The sequence below is a fragment of the Streptomyces sp. NPDC056987 genome (genome assembly GCF_042673865.1).
Lineage (GTDB): Bacteria > Actinomycetota > Actinomycetes > Streptomycetales > Streptomycetaceae > Streptomyces.
The window spans coordinates 106,387-123,748 of record NZ_JBHURV010000004.1 but is presented as its reverse complement, the minus strand read 5'-3'; the positions used below and the strand labels follow the sequence as shown (position 1 = coordinate 123,748).

The following is a 17,362-nucleotide window of genomic DNA, read 5'->3' as shown; positions in this document are numbered from 1 at the left end:
GGGATCGTTATGCCGAATTGAGCGTCATTTGAGCGAATGGCGGGTGCATCGCGGGCGGCGGGCGGACGGCTCACGGGAGGCGGGCGGATGACCCGCGGGGCGCCCCGGCGGCTCGTCGCCGGGGCTGCGCGAGGGTCGCGTCGGCGCGATGCCTCGCGCCGCCGGGAGGCCCCGCGCCGCGCCGTCGAGCGCCGGCACCCCGACGCCACCAGGGCCTCGGCCCCCGGCCCCCGGCCCTCAGTGCCTCAAGGACCTCAAGGGCCTCAAGGCATCAGCGTCTCCACGAGTGTCTCCTGGAGGGCGCCGAGCCAGAGGTACGCCATCACCATCGGCTTGCGCGGGTCGGAGTCCGGCAGCCGGTACAGCTCACCGCCCTCGTCCTCGTCGGTGACCTCCAGCCGCGTACCGATCGTCAGGCGCAGGTCGTTGAGGGCGCCGAGCCAGTGCCGGCAGTCGTCGGGCGTCAGCTTCAGTACGGCGCCGCCCTCGCCCGTGGCGGTGAGCGCGTCCAGCGTCCGGACGAGCGCCATGCCGTCCTCGCGCTTACGGTCCCGCAGGTCGTTCTCGGTGAACCGCCGGAACTCCGAGGAGTACTCCTTCAGCTCCTCCTCGTCGGCGCCGGAGCCCGGCCCCTCCGGGTCGCCGTAAGCGTCCGGGAAGAGCCGGGCCAGCGCCGGGTCGCCCGGAGGTTCGCTGGGGCCCGGGGTGAAGAGCGCGGCGAGCGGGTCCTCGCCCTGGGCGGGTTCGTCGGCGGGGCCGATCAGCTCCAGCAACTGCACGGCCAGCGAGCGCAGGATCGAGATCTCGACCTCGTCGAGCGCGACGGCCGCGCCGCCGCCCGGAATCGCCTCGAAGCGGCCGGCCATCAGGTGCGGTCCTGCGAGAGGGTCGCCCAGAGCCCGAATCCGTGCATCGCCTGCACATCGCGCTCCATCTCCTCGCGGCTGCCGCTGGAGACGACCGCGCGGCCCTTGTGGTGGACGTCGAGCATCAGCTTGTGCGCCTTGTCCTTCGAATAGCCGAAATAGGTCTGGAAGACGTAGGCCACGTAACTCATGAGGTTGACCGGGTCGTTGTGGACGATCGTCACCCATGGCACGTCGGGTTCGGGGACCGCGAAGGTCTCCTCGGCCGATTCGGGGCGTTCGATCTCAGTCGGAGCAACACTCACGGTTCGGGACGACCTTCTTCTCTGCGGGGGGCGCCGGCATGCCGCGGCCTCACGCGTCCCATGCTGCCACCACGTGAGCGGTGTCGCACAAACGGCCACCGAGAAATCGTCAGAGTGACGAGTATTCGGGGTAGCATCGTCCTATGAACACTGCGGACCTTGGGCTGCCGGTGGACATTCCGTCGACCGCGCTCTTCACCGATCAGTACGAGCTGACGATGCTCCAGGCAGCGCTGCGGGCCGGTACGGCCGACCGGCGCTCCGTCTTCGAGGTCTTCACCCGGCGGCTGCCCGAAGGCCGCAGGTACGGGGTCGTGGCGGGTACCGGCCGGGTCCTGGACGCCGTGGAGAACTTCCGCTTCGACCCCGGTCTGCTCGGCTTCCTGCGGGACAACGAGGTCGTCGACGAGCAGACCCTCGCCTGGCTCGCCGCGTACCGCTTCCGGGGCGACATCTGGGGGTACCCGGAGGGCGAGGTGTACTTCCCCGGCTCGCCGATCCTGCGGGTCGAGGGCTCCTTCGCCGAGTGCGTGCTGCTGGAGACCGTGATCCTCTCGGTCCTCAACCACGACTCGGCGATCGCCGCCGCGGCCTCCCGGATGGCGACGGCCGCGGGCGGGCGCCGGCTGATCGAGATGGGGGCGCGCCGCACGCACGAGCTGGCCGCGGTGGCCGCCGCGCGCGCCGCGTACGTGGGCGGCTTCGACGCCACCTCCGACCTGGCCGCCGGGTTCCGGTACGGCATTCCGACGGTCGGCACGAGCGCGCACGCCTTCACCCTGCTGCACGACAGCGAACGCGACGCGTTCCGGGCGCAGATCGACTCGCTCGGCCGGTCCACCACGCTGCTGGTCGACACGTACGACGTGGCCGAGGCCGTACGGACCGCCGTGGAGATCGCGGGGCCCGAGCTGGGCGCCGTACGGATCGACTCGGGCGACCTGCTGCTGGTCGCGCACCGGGTACGGCAGCAGCTCGACGAGCTGGGCGCGGCGAACACCAGGATCGTCGTCACCTCGGACCTGGACGAGTACGCGATCGCCTCGCTGGCGGCGGCGCCGGTGGACGCGTACGGCGTCGGTACGCAGCTCGTCACGGGCAGCGGGCACCCGACCTGCTCCATGGTCTACAAGATCGTCGCGCGGGCCGCGTCGGCGGACCCGAAGGCCCCGCTCCGGCCGGTGGCGAAGAAGTCGCTGGGCGGGAAGACCTCGGTCGGCGGGCGCAAGTGGGCGGCGCGCCGGGCGGACGCGCAGGGGTACGCCGAGGCCGAGGTGCTCGGCACCGGGGCCGTGCCGCAGGAACTGCTGGACCGGCAACTGCTGGTGGAGCTGGTCAAGGGCGGCGAGATCATGGCGCGCGAGCCGCTGGACGTGGCGCGCGAGCGGCACCGGGCGGCGCGGGCGGCGCTGCCGATGTCGGCGACGCAGCTGTCGCGGGGGGAGCCGGTCATTCCGACCGAGTACGCGTGAGCGGCCGGGTCCTGGGGCACGCGAGGACGAACGGGGTACGGGGAGGGTACGAGCGGGCCCCGGGCCGGGTACGGGCCCGGTAACGGGAGAGGACCGGGCGGTCCCGGTGACGGGACAGCACCGGGCGGGCCGGCGGCGGACGGGCCGGACGGCCGCGCGCCGGGTGCGTGGGCCGCGGGTGCGGGTGAGACTGGAGGGACAGCGGATGCGCCGTACGAGAGCGGGTGCGCGCCCCCTCCCGCGCGGCGGCCGGAGTCTCTACGCTCGCAACCCGGCCGCCCCTCCCCCGGCCGCCGTACCGCCTCCCGTACCGTCACCCGTCAGTCCCCCAGCCCCCCCCAGCCCCCTCAGCTCATCGCTTTCCCGCTTCCTCAGTGAAGGACCCGCTATGCACCGCGCACTGATCGTCGTGGACGTACAGAACGACTTCTGCGAGGGCGGCAGCCTCGCCGTGGCCGGGGGCGCCGATGTCGCCGCCGCCATCACCGAACTGATAGGCCAGGCGACCGCCGGTTACCGGCACGTGGTCGCCACCCGCGACCACCACATCGACCCGGGCGACCACTTCGCGGTGCCCCCGGCCGTACCGGACTACGTCACCACCTGGCCGGTGCATTGCGTGGCCGGCACGGAGGGCGTGGGCTTCCACCCGAACTTCGCCCCGGCGGTCGCCTCCGGCTCGATCGCCGCGGTCTTCGACAAGGGCGCGTACTCGGCCGCGTACAGCGGTTTCGAGGGCTTCGACGAGAACGGCGTCCGGCTGGCGGACTGGCTGAAGGCGCGCGAGGTGACCGAGGTCGACCTGGTCGGCATCGCCATGGACCACTGCGTGAAGGCGACCGCGCTGGACGCGGTCCGCGCGGGCCTCACCGCGCACGTGCTGCTGGACCTGACGGCGGGCGTGGCCGAGGAGACCACGGAGCGGGCCCTGGCGGAGCTGCGGGAGGCGGGCGTGCAGCTGACGGGTACGCCGGTGGTGGCGGCCCGCGGCTGACCGCCGGCCCTGGGGCCGTGGCGGCTGCGCAGCGTCAGTACCCCATCACCGCGGGTCTCAGCAGCGCCCGGATCGGCTGCCACAGCTGGTCCGCCGTCCCCGGCGCGTCCGGTGTCGTACGCCAGAGCAGGCCGTCCGGGTGGTGCAGTACGGCCGTGATCTCGTCCGGTGTCGGCGGCTCCGCGTTGCCGCGCAGGTAGACCGCCCGCAGCCCCAGGTTCCGCAGCCTGGTCAGGGCGCGGGCCCGGTTCGCGGCGTGCACCAGGACGCGTACGGTGCCGCCCTCCGCCGCCGGTCTCGGCAGGTTCAGTGCCACCACCACGGTGCCGTTCGGGAGCTTGCTGAAGCCTCCGCTTGCCATGTCCTCATCGCCCCCGTAAGACGTCGTGTCAATAAGAGATCCGTAGGACGCACCTAAACACGATCGGCCGCCGCCCGCTAGAGGGCGACGACCGATCATGCGCTTGACCTGCGATTACTCCAGGTTACTTGCCAGACTTACCGACCTTGACCGTCAGCGTCGAGCCGTCGAGCGGCTGGCTGATGATGCTGATCTTGGTGTTGGTGTCAGGAACCTTCACGCTTCCGCCCTTGTTCTCCTCGCTCCAGTAGGTGCCCCTGCGGTCGTCGAAGACCGGGGCGCCCAGGGACGGGGAGATCCGCGTCAGCTGGTCGGCGCGGTGCAGCGACAGACCGCTCGTCGGCCACCAGCTGAAGGTGGAGTCGTACGACTGGATCCGGTTGCGCATCAGCGTGCCGTCCGACCACTTCAGCGGCTTGGCGTGGGCGTCGATCGGCAGGATCAGGCCCTCGCCCGGGTGCTGGCTGGTGTTGTTGTCCTTCTGCGAGGTGTCCCACAGCCAGATCAACAGGCCGTTCTGGTAGGCGAAGTGCTCGACCTTGCCGTCGTTCGGCGCGGTGAAGCCGAAGTTGTACGGGCCGACCTTGAGGGTCTTGTCGTACGAGACGTACTGGCGGTTCTCCGCGATGTAGTACTGCTCGTACTCCTGGGTGAAGGACTCACCGATACGCGAGAAGCCCTTCGCGGTCCAGCCCGCGTCGTCGCCCTCGGCGTTGTCGGTGAAGAGCGGCGCGCCGTCGGCCGTGAGGGTGATGGCGTCGGCGGTGAAGCCCTTGCCGGCCACGCCGCCGTCCGTCTGGTAGCGGAAGCGCAGGTCGAACTTCTGGCCCGCGTAGGCGTCCAGCGGGAAGCTGAGCTTCTTCGCCGTGCCCGAGACACCGGTCAGGGCCGGCTTGTCGGCGGCGTCGCGGGGCAGGGACTTGCCGTCCGCCGTGCCCTCCAGCGGCGTCCAGTTGGCGCCGCCGTCCGTGGAGACCTCGGTGTAGAGGTAGTCGTAGTCGGCCTCTATGTCCCACCAGCCGGTCAGGTCGAGCGACGCGGCGGACTTACCGGTCAGATCCACCGAACGGGTGAGAGTGTTCTTGAGGTCGTCACCCATGTCGCTCCACCACTGCTTGGAGCCTTCCGCGGGCTTCACGACCGTCGTCGTCTTCTCCTTCTCGGGGAGTTCGACGACGAGCGCCTGCGGGTTCTTCGTGTTGTACGCGGAGACGCCCAGCTTGTGGGTGGAGTTGGTGGCCGCCTTGGCCTCGGCGTAGTTGAGCCAGCCGAGCTGGAGCTTGTCCCAGGCGGTCATGTCCCCGGGCAGGTCGCCGATCGCGTCCTTGCCGGTGCCGAGCCACGAGCCGGACGACATCAGCGTCCAGAAGGCGGTGGAGTTCTCGCCGCCCGAGGTGTCGTAGAGGTCGGGCAGGCCCAGGTCGTGGCCGTACTCGTGGGCGAAGACGCCGAGGCCGCCGTTCTCCGGCTGCATGGTGTAGTCGCCGACCCAGATGCCGGTGTCACCGACGGGCGCGCCGCCGGCCTTGTTGCCCGCGGGGCCCGTGGAGCCCGCGTTGGTGCCGTACGCGTACCAGCGGTGCGCCCAGAGGGCGTCGGTGCCCTGGACGCCGCCGCCCGCCGACTCGTCCTCGCCCGCGTGGACGATCTGGAAGTGGTCGATGTAGCCGTCGGGCTCGTTGAAGTCGCCGTCGTTGTCGAAGTCGTACCGGTCCCACTGGTCGTACTCGGACAGGTACGCCTTGATCTCGGCGTCGGTCTTCCCCTGGGCCTTCTGGCCGGCGGTCCAGGCGGTGAGGCCGTCGCGGACCAGGTCCCAGACGTTGGCGCAGTTGGTGGAGCCGCAGTAGTTGGAGCCGTAACGGGCCTCGTTCCACGGCACCTTGACCCAGTCGGAGACCGCGCCGTCGACCGAGTAGCGCCCGGAGGACGTCTTCTCGTAGTACGTCTTCAGGGACTCCTTCTGCTGCCCCTTGGCGTCCTTGCCGGTGCCGAAGTACAGGTCCTGGAAGTGTTCCTGGCTGTAGTCGGCCTGCCAGGCGGTGGAGTTGTCCACCTTCCGGTCGGGCTCGGCGATCTCGTTGTGCAGCGGGCCCGGGTCGCCGCCGTACTTGACGACGGGCGGCAGGGGGCCGTCGGCGCCGTCCGGGTCGTACGTCGTCGTGTTGTCGACGTCGTCGCCGAACTCCACGAGAATCGTGAAGATCTTGTCGGTCTTCTCGCGGCCGAGCTCCACGTACTTCTTGCTGTCGAGCTTGACGACCTGGGAGCCGCCGCGCTTCTCCACCTTCGCGTCGCCGGATATGACCTGCTGGAGCGCCGCCTCGCGCTGCTTGGACTGCTGCTTGCTGAACGGGCCGTCGAGGTCGTGGTCGACCTGGCCCTTCTGGGGCGCCGGGTCACGGCGCTCCGCGCCGGACGGGGCGCTGGAAGCGGACGCGGGCTGCTCCTGGGCCTGAGCCGTGGTGAAGGCCGAGGCCGTCGCGGCGGTCGCGGCCAGAGCCACGACCACGGCGGAGACTCGTCTCGCCCGTCGGTTTCTGATCACTTGGTGGTGTTCCTCCCCGGCGCACGCGATCCGCGGACCGGGAGTGTGGGATCCGCGCGCGTCTGCGCGTCATAAGTGACGACATTGGACCGGAGTTGGGGAAGAAAAAACAGATCTTGACTTGAACCCGTCAATTGCACTATGCGGCCTTCCGGATTCGCTATCCGAACAGGGGAGTGAACCGGCCAACGGGCGCATACATCAGGCCTGTTGAAGGGGGGCGTGACTCGATGCGCCCCCCATGCACCGGAGCCATAAGACAGGTCACGCTTACTACCCGTTCCGTCCGGGCATGCACCGTCTAGAGTCGCTATGGAGTGCGACCGCCTTGCGGCGCCCTGGTACCACTTGTCCTCTGTACGAAATACGCGAGACGCACCAAACATCCCCAGAACCAGAGAGTCCCCCAAGCCCCCCAGAACCACACAGATATTGATGCCCCCGAGGGACGGATTCCGCCATGCCGCGTCCGACTGCCGCACAGCTCGCCTACGGCTCCGCCACCATCGTCTGTTCGACGCTCGCCATGCTCCTGCTCTCCGGTACGAGCACGGGGATCGGCGTCGCGGTGATCGGCGTCGCCGCGCTCGGTCTGGGGCTGCTGGTCGCCATGACCGTGCCGCTGCCCCGCAAGGCACGGGCCACGCGGGCGGCCACCCCGCACCGCCACCGGACCACCAGTGACACCGCGACGCGCGGCGAGGTGTCCGGGGCGCGAGCGACGTCGCCGGTCGGTGAGACCGCCCGTCACTGAGTCGCCGTCACCACGACGGTCCTGGCCGCCTTGTCGTGCAGCCCCTGCTTGTACGGCCGGCTGGCCAGGATCGTCACGATGATGATGAGCCACCAGAGGAAGAGACAGCAGAGCAGCGCGGGCACCCAGAGCACGGCGGCGCGCACCAGCGAGGCGTTGCCCTCCGGCACCGAGCCGTCGTTGAGCATCGCGACCCGCAGCTTGAGCCACCGCTTGCCGAGGGTCTGCCCGTACTTCTTCGTCATCAGGGTGTCGTAGCCGACGTACGCGATGATGGAGATCAGCGACCAGACCCACTGCGTACCGGTGTTGACCTGGTTGGTGACCTCGTCCCAGCTTCCGGTGTTGTTCGGCGTGTTGCGCCAGCCGCCGACGAGCAGCGAGATGATCGCCAGCGGGATGAAGATGATCAGCGCGTCGATGACCCGGGCCGCGAGGCGCGTGGCGAACGGCGCGAGGGGCGGCATCCCGGCGAGCGGGTCCCCGCCGTAGGGTGAGCCGCTTCCCCCGTAGGGGTCCTGCCCGTAGGGAGAGCCGCCGTACGGGCCGCCGCCGGGGGCGTTCGGATCGTACGGCGGGGCCTTGGGCGGACCGTGCTCGCCGCCGTAGGGAGCGCCGTACGGGGATCCTCCGGAGGACGGCGGAGGCTCGTGAGCCGGGGGCGGCTCTTGCGGCCCGTGCGGTCCCTGTGGCCCGTGCGGTTCCTGCGGTCCCTGTGACCCAGGGGGTCCCTGTGACTCCCGCGGCCCCTGTGGTTGCTGCGGCCCTTGCGGCTTCTTGAGGAAGGGGTCGTCCTCGGGGGGTGGGCCGGACGGCGGCTGATCATTGCTCATGGGGGCAGTGCACCCCGGCCCGGAGGGGCCCGCAACGGCTGACCCGCCGTTCGGACGAACAGCCCCGCCGGCGCCTCACGCCCCGTCAGCGGGCGACGAAAGTGTGGGCGATCTTGTCGTGCCAGCACTGCCGCCAGGGCCGGTCGAACAGGCACCACAGCACATTGCCGAGCCCCACGACGAGCACGCCGAGCACGCTGTAGACCAGCCAGCGGCGCAGCGCGGCGCCGAAGGCCGGGGCCTCGTGGGTCTCGATGTCCCGTACGTCGATTCCGCAGAGCTTCTTGCCCAGCGTGCGCCCCCACTTGGCGGTCGGCACGGCCTCGTAGAGCACGCCGACGACCAGCAGGGCGGCGAGGACACCGCCGAAGTAGCCGGCCGTGGTGGCGTCGAGCAGCCAGACCGTGACGGTCTCCCCGGTCTGCCTGGCCGCCTCGACCTTGTCGTCGACATGGGCCAGGGCCCGGGTGATGAGCGGTACGGCGATGGCGGCGACGACCGCCCCCAGCACCACCGTGTCGATCAGCCGGGCCACGACCCGCTTGCCGAGACCGGCGGGGCGGGAGGCGGCCTGGGCGCGCGCGGCCTGGAGGAACGGGTCCTCGACCGGCGGCTTCCACGGCACCACGGGCTGGTCGGTCCCGTCCCCCTGGGCGAGCCGGTGCACCTGCTGGGCCCAGGAGGTGGCGCCGCCGCCGGCGCCGGGGCTGATGGGCCCGGGGTCGGGCTCGGGCTCGGGAGCGGGCGCGTAGGACTGCGGGGGCTGGGCGGACGGCTGGGCCGGTGGCGGCTGGTGGGCCGACGGGCGGGCGGGGAGCTGCGGCCTGGGTCCGGCGTCGAGCGCGCGGATCGCCATCGTGCCCGGATCGGGGCGCCCGGCGGTGGCCTCCTCGTCCTTCGCGCGGCGCGCGGCGCGCAGGGCGCGGATGGTCATCGTCGAGTCGGCGGGCGGCTTGCCGCCCTCGCGGGGCCCCGGGGCGCGCCCGGGACCGGCGCCGCCGCGCCGCTGGGGGCGGATCGCGACCGTACCGTCGGTGAGCGGCGCGTTCTCGTCGGCGTCGATGCCGGTGCCGCTTCCGCCGGCGTCCCCGTCCCCGGGGCCCAGGGCCCGTACGCCGGGCAGCGCGCCGCCGGTCGGGTCGGCGGGCGGTGCGGGCGAGGGGGCCGGGGCGGGAACCCGGGGATCCTGTCCCGCACCCGCGCCCCAGGAGACCCGGGCGTCCCGCTCGCCCCCGAAGCCGGACTGGCGGGAGGCGTCGGCCTGCCACGCGGAGGCGGGCTCCTGCCGGGGCCGCTCGGGCGGGTCCTCGTCGAGGAAGACCGGCCCCGTCTCGTCGACGGCGGGCGGCGCGGCGGCGGGCAGCGCGGCGGGCGCGCCCTCGCCCTCCCGGGGCGCGGGCCGCGAGGTGCCGGGCACCCAGGCGGCACCGTTCCAGTACCGGACATATCCAGGAATGGAAGGGTCCGGGTAGAAGCCTTCCCGGGGTACGTTCCCGCCGTCACCAGGAGGAGTAGCCACTGACCCCAACTCCGTTCGCTCACACCGTGATTTGACCTGACAGGGCCGCCCGGCGCCGGATCGGCGGCCGGGTTCGTACTCCCGCGCGTCCAGGAAGACATTAACGAAGAACCGGGGACCCGGAAGATGGTGCCCACCAGAAACGACCGCGTTCGGGCAGCCGCCCGGCAGTGCTGCTCCGCAGCGTAAAGCTGCGGGGTGGGATCTGTACGCCGACCTGCACGAATTCAGCACACAGGTTCGAACGGAAGTACGCGACCACCCGACAGAAGACGCGAACCGCGCCCCCGGGGCGCCCACCACCCGGACGGGTAAGAACGGACGGCCCGGAAGCTGACGCGCCGCTGTGTTCGTCCTGCCCGAGGCAGCTATGAGCTACTGGACTTCGCCGGCGTTCCTTTCCCTCCTGGCACCACCACATGACCATCGCCCCGGCGGCATACCCCCATCTGCGCCCCGCCCACGGCGGGTCGTACCGCCGTCGGATCCTGTGCCGACGGGGCCGTTACGCTGCCGAGGAGCCGCAGCGCCGCCTCCGACGGTGAGCCGGGCTCGGCGGTGTAGGCGATGAGGCGCTGGCCGGTGGTGCCGGGGATGACGAGGTTCTCGAAGCTGAGGTCCATCGCGCCGACCAGTGGATGACGCAGGTGTTTCACCCCGGAGGTGCAGGTGCGCACCGGGTGCCGGGCCCAACGAGCTGAGAACTCGGGGCAGTTCATGGTGAGCTGGCCAACGATCTCGGCGAGGGAGCGGTCGTGGGGGTGGCGGCCGGCGACCAGGCGCAGAGAGGCGACTGCCATCTGTGCCTCCTCGTTCCAGTTCGTGTACAACTCCCGGTACTGCTCGTCCAGGAAGAGCATCCGGGTCAGGTTGGGACGGTCGGCAGGTGTATCGGGACTCTCACGCGCCAGGTGCCCGGCGAGCAGGGCGTGGCCCAACCGGTTCCACGCGAGGACATCGTTTCGCCGGTCCAGGACAAGAGCCGGTACGTCGGTCATGGCCGCCAGCAGTTGCCGGGCCGAGGCGCTGGCGTGTGCCACCCGGGGCGGAGCCGGGCCGGACGACGCGGCGGCGGGGCGGGCCAGGTCTTTCAGATGGGCGGTCTCGTCGTCCGTGAGGCGCAGCGTGCGCGCGAGCGACTTGAGCACACCGTCGGAGGCGCTGATGGCCCGGCCCTGTTCCAGGCGGGTGTAGTGGGTAATGCTTACCCCGGCGAGCATCGCCAGCTCCTCGCGGCGGAGCCCGGTGACGCGGCGACGGGTCGGGTGCGGCGTAATGCCGATGTCCTCGGGTCGTAGCGCGGCGCGGCGGGACTTGAGGAAGTCTCCCAGCTCGGACGGGGCGTCCATGAATGCCTCCAGGTCGGCGGAGTGCGACGGGCTGTGGCCACTGACTCCCTATGGTGCCTGCCGGTCCTGGTGGCCGCGGGCCACCAGGGTGGTGCTCTGATGACTACCCTCCCGCTGACTGGACAAGGCAGGGTTCTGGCTGGGAGCCCGTGCTCCGACGAGCCTTTCTCCGTGAACCGCGCGTGACGCGGCCGAGCGTGCTCCGCACGTGAGGGAGAAAGGAACTCGACTTCATGTCCGTCACTGATTCGGAGGCGGCCGGGACCGCGGCCGACGCCACGGCCGGCACCGCCGTCGGCGCGTCCCCGACCGCGCTCACCCCCCGGCTCCGGCTGGTGCTGGTGCTGCTGCTCGCGGCCCAGTTCATGCTGGCTGTGGATTTCTCCATCCTGAACGTGGCGCTGCCGGTGATCGGCGAGGGTCTGGGTTTCTCGCTGGGACACCTGCAGTGGATCGCCACGTCGTTCGCGCTCTGCGCGGCGGGCTTCACCCTGCTCTTCGGCCGGGTCGCGGACCTGTTCGGCCGGCGTCGGCTGTTTCTGGGGGGCCTCGTCGTACTGGCTGCTGCCTCGCTCGTGGGCGGCCTGGCGCAGAACTCGGAGGTGCTGATCGCGGCCCGGGTCTTCCAGGGTCTGGCCACCGCCGCCGTGACGCCGGCCGGGCTGTCGTTGCTGACCACCTCGTTCCCGGAGGGGCCGCTGCGCGAGAAGGCGCTCGGCCTCAACGGAGCGCTGATGTCGGCCGGGTTCACCACGGGTGCCATCCTCGGCGGCCTGCTGACCGATCTGCTGTCGTGGCGCTGGGCGTTCTTCATCAACGTGCCCGTCGCCCTCGCCGTACTGTTCGTCGCCCCGACGGTCATCAAGGAGTCCCGGCCCGACGCGCGCCCCAAGCTGGACGTGCCCGGCGCCGTCAGCGTCACGCTCGGTCTTCTCTCCATCGTCTTCGGGCTCACCCAAGCGGGTGAGAAGGGCTGGGGTTCGGCGGACGCCCTGCTGCCGTTGGCGGCGGGCGTGGTGCTGCTGCTGGTGTTCTACGCCGTCGAGCGCAAGGTGTCCGCACCGCTGGTGCCGCTCAGCGTGCTCGGCAAGCGATCGGTGGCGTGGGGCAACATCGCCGGCCTGATCGCGTTCCTCACCGAGACCTCCCTGGTCTTCCTGCTCACCCTCTACCTCCAGGAAGTGCTCGGCTTCTCCCCGCTCGCCGCAGGCCTGTCCTTCGGCGTGCTCGGTATCGGAACGGTCGTAGGCGGCTCCACGGCCCCGAAGGTCATCGGAAAGATCGGCAGTAAGCGGACACTGATCGTCGGCGGCATCCTGCAGGCCGTGTTCACCGCGGCGCTGCTCGGCCTGGGTGACGACCGCTCGTGGATGTGGCTGCCGCTGGTCGCCACCTTCGCCGGCGGGGTCGGCAACATGCTGGTCATCGTCGGCTTCATGGTCACGGCCACTTCGGGGCTCGCCGACCACGAACAAGGTCTGGCCGTGGGCCTCGCCACCATGACTCAGCAGGTCGGTATCACGATGGGCACTCCGATCATGAGCGCCGTCGCCACCGCCACCATGACCGGCGCCGGCGCCGCGGCCATCCTCGGCGGTCTGAAGGTCGCGATCGCCGTGAACGCCGCCATCGTGCTCCTCGGAACCTTCACCAGCGCTCTGTTCCTGCGCGGCGCGCGGTCGAGTGCGCAGTAACGGCGAGTGGTACGAGCCGCCGGAGACCACGCTCCGCTGCGAAGACCGGCCGTGGACATGGCCGCCCGGGCGAGAGGGGAAGGGAAGGAGGCGGATCCCCCGGACAAAGTTGTGGTGGAAAGTCGCGTCATAAACCAAGAGGTGGTGCCTCTCTCCCGGTAAGGCCCCGCGACTGGGCCCGTTGCCAGGAAAGGAAGTGCCCGCCATGCACTCTGTGGTCGAACGCGAACTGGAACTGAATCTGGTGCTGTCGCCCGAGCGCAGCATCCCCGTACCGGCCCGGCTGACGTACCGGACGGAGGATCCGTACGCCGTGCACATCGCCTTCCACATCGGCTCGGACGCCCCCGTGCACTGGACCTTCGCGCGGGAGCTGCTGGTGGAGGGGGTCTTCCGGCCGTGCGGGCACGGGGATGTCAGGATCTGGCCGACGAAGGTAGAGGGGCGTCAGGTGCTGTGTCTCGCGCTCTCGTCGCCCGACGGGGACGCCCTGCTGGAGGGGCCGTCGGCGGCGCTGGCGGCGTGGGTGGAGCGGACGCTGCGGGTGGTGCCGCCCGGTACGGAGGCCGGGCGGCTCGGGCTCGACGGCGCGCTGACCGCACTGCTCGCCCCGGCCGCGGCCGACGAGTTGTGGCTGCGGGACCCGTGGCCGTCGGACGGGTCCGCGGACGACGCGTGAACGCCCGGGTCAGACGTTCAGTTCGCGGGTCTCCTCGATGAACTCGCGGACGACCGCCGCGTTCCGTACGGGCACGTCGCACCGCCCGGTGCTGGTCAGCACGCGGAGCACGGACGGTCCTGACGTCCGCGTCTCCGGCAGCTCCGACCAGTCGATCCCGGCCGGCCCGGCCGACGCGGCGGTCCCGCCCGGCAGGCCGCTCCGCAGGGTGATGCCCTCGTCGGTGACGTCCAGGTCGCCGAGGCGGACCGTGCCGTCGGTGTCCAGGGCCGCGCGCAGCCGGTCGAGCAGCCGGGGGCGTATGCCCGCTTCCAGTGCCTCGGCCAGCTTGTGCTGCCGTACGACGTGGGTGAGGACGACCGGCTGCCCGCCACGGGGCCAGATCGTGGTGGCCGGAGCGCGTTCCGTGGTGCGGAAGCCGCCGGGGGTGAAGTCGATCTCGCTGCCGCCCAGGTCGTGGCCGGTGGCGTCGATGTCCTGCCAGGCGTACGTGACGGGGGCGGCGCGCGGGCTCGCGAGCAGCACGCCGCCCTCGTAGACGACGGCCAGGCGCACGCCCTCGGCGGGCGGGATGCGGCGCAGGCCGGCGAAGCCCGCGTAGAGGAGGCCGGCCACCACGGGGACGTACAGGAAGGGGGACTTGAGGGTGAGGTAGGCGACCACGGAGACCATGACCGCGGGGACGAGCAGGATCTGGATCCAGGGCAGCCTGCGGTACACCCGGTGCGCGGAGCGCCGGTCGCCCAGGCCCTTTCCGCCCGCCGTCGTGTCGTACTCGGTCAGCTTGCTCACACGTACCTCACCCGTACGGCCGCACCGTCGGCCTCAGAACAGCTTGCCCGGGTTGAGCAAGCCCAGCGGGTCGAAAGTCTGCTTGATCCCGCGCTGCAACTCCAGCCCCACCGGACCCAGCTCGCGCGACAGCCACTCCTTCTTCAGTACGCCGACGCCGTGCTCACCCGTGATCGTGCCGCCCAGCTCCAGGCCGAGCCCCATGATCTCGTCGAAGGACTCCCGGGCCCGCCGGGACTCGTCCGGGTCCGCCTGATCGAAGCAGACGACGGGGTGCGTGTTGCCGTCGCCCGCGTGGGCGCAGACGCCGATGGTCAGGTCGTACTTCTCCGCGATGGCGGCCGTGCCGTCGATCAGCGCGGCGAGCCGCGAGCGCGGTACGCACACGTCGTCGATCATCGTGGCCGTCCTGACGGCCTCCAGCGCGGGGAGCGCGAGGCGGCGGGCCTGGAGCAGCAGCTCCGACTCGGCGGCATTCTCGGCGGGGACCACCTCCGTGGCGCCCGCCGCCGCGCACAGCGCGCCGACCGCGGCGAGGTCGGCGGCCGGGTCCGGGGTGTCGAAGGCGGCGAGCAGCAGCGCCTCGGTGGATTCGGGGAGGCCCATGTTGGCCATCGCGTTGACGGCGCGGACGGTCGTACGGTCCATGATCTCCAGCAGCGACGGGGTGTGCCCGCCCTCCATGATCCGGCAGACAGCGTCGCACGCGGCGGCGGCCGAGCCGAACTCGGCGGCCAGGGCGAGCTGCTGGGGCGGTTCGGGCTTCAGCGCGAGGACGGCCTTGACGACGATGCCGAGGCTGCCCTCGGAGCCGACGAAGAGACGGGTCAGGTCGTACCCGGCGACGCCCTTGGCGGTGCGGCGTCCGGTGGTGAGGAGCCGGCCGTCGGCGAGGACGACGTCGAGGCCGAGGACGTACTCCGCCGTCACCCCGTACTTGACGCAGCACAGCCCGCCGGAGGCGGTGCCGATGTTGCCGCCGATGGTGCACATCTCCCAGCTCGACGGGTCGGGCGGGTAGGCGAGGCCCACCTCGGCGACGGCGCGGGAGAGCGTGGCGTTGATGACGCCGGGCTCGACGACGGCGATCCGGTCGACCGGGTTGATCTCCAGGATCCGGTCCATTTTGATCAGGGAGAGGACGATGCACCCGTCCGAGGCGTTGGCGGCGCCCGACAGCCCCGTACGGGCCCCCTGCGGGACGACGGGGACACGGAGCGCGGTGGCCGTGCGCATGACGTGCTGGACCTGTTCGACGGTGCGCGGCAGCACGACGACGGCGGGCGTTCCGGCCGGGCAGAAGCTGGCCATGTCGTTGGCGTAGGAGACCGTGATGTCGGGATCGGTGATCAGGGCATCGGCGGGAAGGCCGGTCCGGAGCCGTACGAGGAGATCGTCCATGCCCTCAGGCTCGCACCCGGGGCCATCGGTGTGAACCCGTGTGCAATCCACAACTCAAGACCGTGTGTGCTCTTCATATTGACGCACAGTAATCGGCATGAACGCCATGAAGAAGGAGCAGGTTAAGCAGGTCAGAAGGGCGGCGCTGGCGGCCGGGGTGGGTGCGGCGCTGGTCGGGGGCGTGCTGCTGTTCGTACCCGACAGGGGGGAGGGGTCGCGGCCGGCGACCCCGGTCGAGCGGGCCCTGGCGGCGGTGAGCGCGGGCGCGCCCGCCTCGCTGCCCGACCTCGACGCGCTCATCCTGGACCGGGAGAAGTGGCTGCGTACACATCCGGAGGACAGCACGGCGTGGGCGGTGCTGGGCGCGGCGTACGTGGAGCGCGGGGAGCAGCGGGGCGACTCGACGTACTTCTCCAAGGCCGACCAGGCGCTCCAGCGCTCGCTGAAGGGGCAGCCGGTGGGGGCGGCGGGACCGGAGGACCACGGAGCCCGCGCCGCCGACCAGGGCGACGGGGACGGCGACGGTACGGACGACGGGGACGGGGCGGACGACAACAAACAGGGCGGGATCGGCGCGCCCGCCCGCACCCGGGCCCTGGCCGGTCTCGGCTCACTCGCCAACGCCCGCCACGACTTCACCACCGCCAAGAAGTGGGGCGAGACGCTCCGCGCCCGGAAGCCCGGGGCGTGGACGGCGTACCCGGTGCTGATCGACGCGTACACCGGTCTGGGTGACTACGCGGCGGCGGGCAAGGCGCTCGACAAGCTGAAAGAGCTGCGCCCCGGCACCCCCGCCGTGCTGGAGCGCTCGGTGTCGGTCTACCGCGACCGCGGCTGGCGCGAGGACGCGGAGGCGAAGGCGGTCGAGGCCTCGACCCGCGCGGACTCCCCCGAGCAGAAGGCGGAGGCGCTGTACACGCTGGGCGAGCTGGCCTGGGAGCGCGGCGAGCCGACCGAGGCGATGGGCCTCTACGACGCGGCGCTCGCCGCGGCGCACGACCACCCCGCCGCGCTGGCCGGCCGGGCACGCGTACTGGCCGCGCTGAGCAGGACGGACGAGGCGTACCGCGCCTACCAGGCGGCGCTGGCGAAGCTGCCGCGCCCGGAGTACGCGCTGGAGCTGGGCGAGCTGTACGACGCGAACGGCCTGGACGGCGATGCCCGCACGCAGTACGCGACGCTGCGCGCGCGGGCCGCGCGGGCACAGGGCCACGGGGTCAACGAGGAGCTGGTCCTCGCCCGTTTCGAGGCCGATCACGGCGACCCGGCGGCCGCGGTGGCCCGGCTGCGCTCGGAGTGGGCGCGCCACCACCGGAGCATGGAGGTCGCGGACGCGCTGGGGTGGGCGCTGTACCGGGCGGGCCGGGGCGAGGAGGCGCTGAAGTACGCGAAGAAGGCGACGGAGCAGGGGCGGCGGAGCGCGCTGTTCTCGTACCACCGGGGCGAGATCGAGCGCTCGCTGGAGATGGACGGCCCGGCCCGCCGCCACCTCGACGAGGCGCTGCGGATCAACCCGTACTTCTCGCCGCTGCTGGCGCCGCGGGCGCTGGACGCGCTGGAGTCGCTCGGGGAGCCGGCGGAGGGCGGCCCGCAGGACATCGAGGGCGCGGGCTCGACGCCGCAGCCGCCCGAGACGGTACGCCCGACGTCACCGGCCCCGCAGCCGACCGGAACGCCGTCGGCGACACCGCCGATGACGCGGCCGGTGACTCCTCCGGTGACACCGTCGCCTTCCTGAGGGGCGGACGTCAGCGGCGTACGCGGCACACGCGTCAGCGACACACGCGGCAGCGGC

The 17,362-nt window shown here is 71.6% G+C and carries 15 protein-coding genes; 6 read left to right on the top strand and 9 right to left on the bottom strand.

The features are described 5' to 3' along the window. Window positions 1–263: 263 nt before the first annotated feature. Together ACFTZC_RS06585 and clpS are read right to left on the bottom strand one after the other, a co-directional pair. On the bottom strand, window positions 264–866 hold the full coding sequence (locus ACFTZC_RS06585) for a DUF2017 domain-containing protein (RefSeq protein WP_382887447.1): 603 nt from the start codon (window positions 864–866) through the stop codon (window positions 264–266). Further along, the gene (gene clpS / locus ACFTZC_RS06580) at window positions 866–1,171 is read right to left on the bottom strand and encodes an ATP-dependent Clp protease adapter ClpS (RefSeq protein ID WP_329826863.1); all 306 of its coding nucleotides are present in this window, start codon (window positions 1,169–1,171) and stop codon (window positions 866–868) included. The genes ACFTZC_RS06585 and clpS overlap by 1 nt, the downstream gene beginning before the upstream one ends. Before the next feature lie 143 nt (window positions 1,172–1,314). Here clpS and ACFTZC_RS06575 point away from each other — a divergent pair, with 143 nt between their 5' ends. Next, the gene (locus ACFTZC_RS06575) at window positions 1,315–2,643 is read left to right on the top strand and encodes a nicotinate phosphoribosyltransferase (RefSeq protein ID WP_382887445.1); all 1,329 of its coding nucleotides are present in this window, start codon (window positions 1,315–1,317) and stop codon (window positions 2,641–2,643) included. 388 nt (window positions 2,644–3,031) lie between these two features. Then, window positions 3,032–3,637, top strand: coding sequence for an isochorismatase family protein (locus ACFTZC_RS06570; protein WP_382887443.1), 606 nt, complete (start codon window positions 3,032–3,034; stop codon window positions 3,635–3,637). A gap of 34 nt (window positions 3,638–3,671) precedes the next feature. Here ACFTZC_RS06570 and ACFTZC_RS06565 read toward each other — a convergent pair whose 3' ends face one another. Together ACFTZC_RS06565 and ACFTZC_RS06560 are read right to left on the bottom strand one after the other, a co-directional pair. Then, entirely contained in the window at window positions 3,672–3,998 is a 327-nt protein-coding gene (locus tag ACFTZC_RS06565) for a hypothetical protein (protein ID WP_382887441.1), read from the bottom strand. Between the two features lie 124 nt (window positions 3,999–4,122). After that, window positions 4,123–6,546: an immune inhibitor A domain-containing protein gene (locus tag ACFTZC_RS06560; protein ID WP_382887439.1), complete on the bottom strand. Its 2,424-nt coding sequence runs from the start codon at window positions 6,544–6,546 to the stop codon at window positions 4,123–4,125. A 460-nt stretch (window positions 6,547–7,006) separates the two neighbouring features. On the opposite strand from ACFTZC_RS06560, the gene ACFTZC_RS06555 reads away from it, so the two are divergent. Then, window positions 7,007–7,300, top strand: coding sequence for a hypothetical protein (locus ACFTZC_RS06555; protein ID WP_382887437.1), 294 nt, complete (start codon window positions 7,007–7,009; stop codon window positions 7,298–7,300). Here ACFTZC_RS06555 and ACFTZC_RS06550 read toward each other — a convergent pair. The 3 genes from ACFTZC_RS06550 to ACFTZC_RS06540 form a co-directional block, all read right to left on the bottom strand. After that, window positions 7,294–8,133 carry an RDD family protein gene (locus ACFTZC_RS06550; protein ID WP_382887436.1) on the bottom strand — a complete coding sequence of 280 codons (840 nt, stop codon included), beginning with the start codon at window positions 8,131–8,133 and terminating at the stop codon, window positions 7,294–7,296. The two genes, ACFTZC_RS06555 and ACFTZC_RS06550, sit on opposite strands and share 7 nt — an antisense overlap. Window positions 8,134–8,218: 85 nt before the next feature. Further along, window positions 8,219–9,652 carry an RDD family protein gene (locus tag ACFTZC_RS06545; RefSeq protein WP_382887434.1) on the bottom strand — a complete coding sequence of 478 codons (1,434 nt, stop codon included), beginning with the start codon at window positions 9,650–9,652 and terminating at the stop codon, window positions 8,219–8,221. Between the two features lie 368 nt (window positions 9,653–10,020). After that, window positions 10,021–11,001 carry a helix-turn-helix transcriptional regulator gene (locus tag ACFTZC_RS06540; RefSeq protein ID WP_382887433.1) on the bottom strand — a complete coding sequence of 327 codons (981 nt, stop codon included), beginning with the start codon at window positions 10,999–11,001 and terminating at the stop codon, window positions 10,021–10,023. A 233-nt stretch (window positions 11,002–11,234) separates the two neighbouring features. Here ACFTZC_RS06540 and ACFTZC_RS06535 point away from each other — a divergent pair, with 233 nt between their 5' ends. Both ACFTZC_RS06535 and ACFTZC_RS06530 read left to right on the top strand, forming a co-directional pair. After that, window positions 11,235–12,695: an MFS transporter gene (locus ACFTZC_RS06535; RefSeq protein WP_382887431.1), complete on the top strand. Its 1,461-nt coding sequence runs from the start codon at window positions 11,235–11,237 to the stop codon at window positions 12,693–12,695. Between the two features lie 205 nt (window positions 12,696–12,900). Further along, a complete protein-coding gene (locus tag ACFTZC_RS06530; protein ID WP_382887429.1) occupies window positions 12,901–13,374 on the top strand; it encodes an SsgA family sporulation/cell division regulator in 474 nt (157 codons plus the stop codon). A gap of 9 nt (window positions 13,375–13,383) precedes the next feature. Here ACFTZC_RS06530 and ACFTZC_RS06525 read toward each other — a convergent pair whose 3' ends face one another. Continuing rightward, window positions 13,384–14,166, bottom strand: a complete 783-nt coding sequence (locus ACFTZC_RS06525) for a hypothetical protein (RefSeq protein ID WP_382887427.1) — start codon at window positions 14,164–14,166, stop codon at window positions 13,384–13,386. A gap of 33 nt (window positions 14,167–14,199) precedes the next feature. After that, complete coding sequence (locus ACFTZC_RS06520) at window positions 14,200–15,567, bottom strand: FAD-binding oxidoreductase (RefSeq protein WP_382887426.1); 1,368 nt, start codon at window positions 15,565–15,567, stop codon at window positions 14,200–14,202. 97 nt (window positions 15,568–15,664) lie between these two features. Between ACFTZC_RS06520 and ACFTZC_RS06515 the strand changes: the two genes are divergently transcribed. Then, window positions 15,665–17,305, top strand: coding sequence for a tetratricopeptide repeat protein (locus tag ACFTZC_RS06515; RefSeq protein WP_382887424.1), 1,641 nt, complete (start codon window positions 15,665–15,667; stop codon window positions 17,303–17,305). Window positions 17,306–17,362: the final 57 nt, after the last annotated feature.

Excerpts from the sequence above, each read along its gene's own strand:
- ACFTZC_RS06585 (WP_382887447.1), bottom strand. The coding sequence starts at position 866 with ATGGCCGGCCGCTTCGAGGCGATTCCGGGCGGCGGCGCGGCCGTCGCG.
- ACFTZC_RS06575 (WP_382887445.1), top strand. The coding sequence starts at position 1,315 with ATGAACACTGCGGACCTTGGGCTGCCGGTGGACATTCCGTCGACCGCG.
- ACFTZC_RS06570 (WP_382887443.1), top strand. The coding sequence starts at position 3,032 with ATGCACCGCGCACTGATCGTCGTGGACGTACAGAACGACTTCTGCGAG.
- ACFTZC_RS06565 (WP_382887441.1), bottom strand. The coding sequence starts at position 3,998 with ATGGCAAGCGGAGGCTTCAGCAAGCTCCCGAACGGCACCGTGGTGGTG.
- ACFTZC_RS06555 (WP_382887437.1), top strand. The coding sequence starts at position 7,007 with ATGCCGCGTCCGACTGCCGCACAGCTCGCCTACGGCTCCGCCACCATC.
- ACFTZC_RS06550 (WP_382887436.1), bottom strand. The coding sequence starts at position 8,133 with ATGAGCAATGATCAGCCGCCGTCCGGCCCACCCCCCGAGGACGACCCC.
- ACFTZC_RS06540 (WP_382887433.1), bottom strand. The coding sequence starts at position 11,001 with ATGGACGCCCCGTCCGAGCTGGGAGACTTCCTCAAGTCCCGCCGCGCC.
- ACFTZC_RS06535 (WP_382887431.1), top strand. The coding sequence starts at position 11,235 with ATGTCCGTCACTGATTCGGAGGCGGCCGGGACCGCGGCCGACGCCACG.
- ACFTZC_RS06530 (WP_382887429.1), top strand. The coding sequence starts at position 12,901 with ATGCACTCTGTGGTCGAACGCGAACTGGAACTGAATCTGGTGCTGTCG.
- ACFTZC_RS06520 (WP_382887426.1), bottom strand. The coding sequence starts at position 15,567 with ATGGACGATCTCCTCGTACGGCTCCGGACCGGCCTTCCCGCCGATGCC.
- ACFTZC_RS06515 (WP_382887424.1), top strand. The coding sequence starts at position 15,665 with ATGAACGCCATGAAGAAGGAGCAGGTTAAGCAGGTCAGAAGGGCGGCG.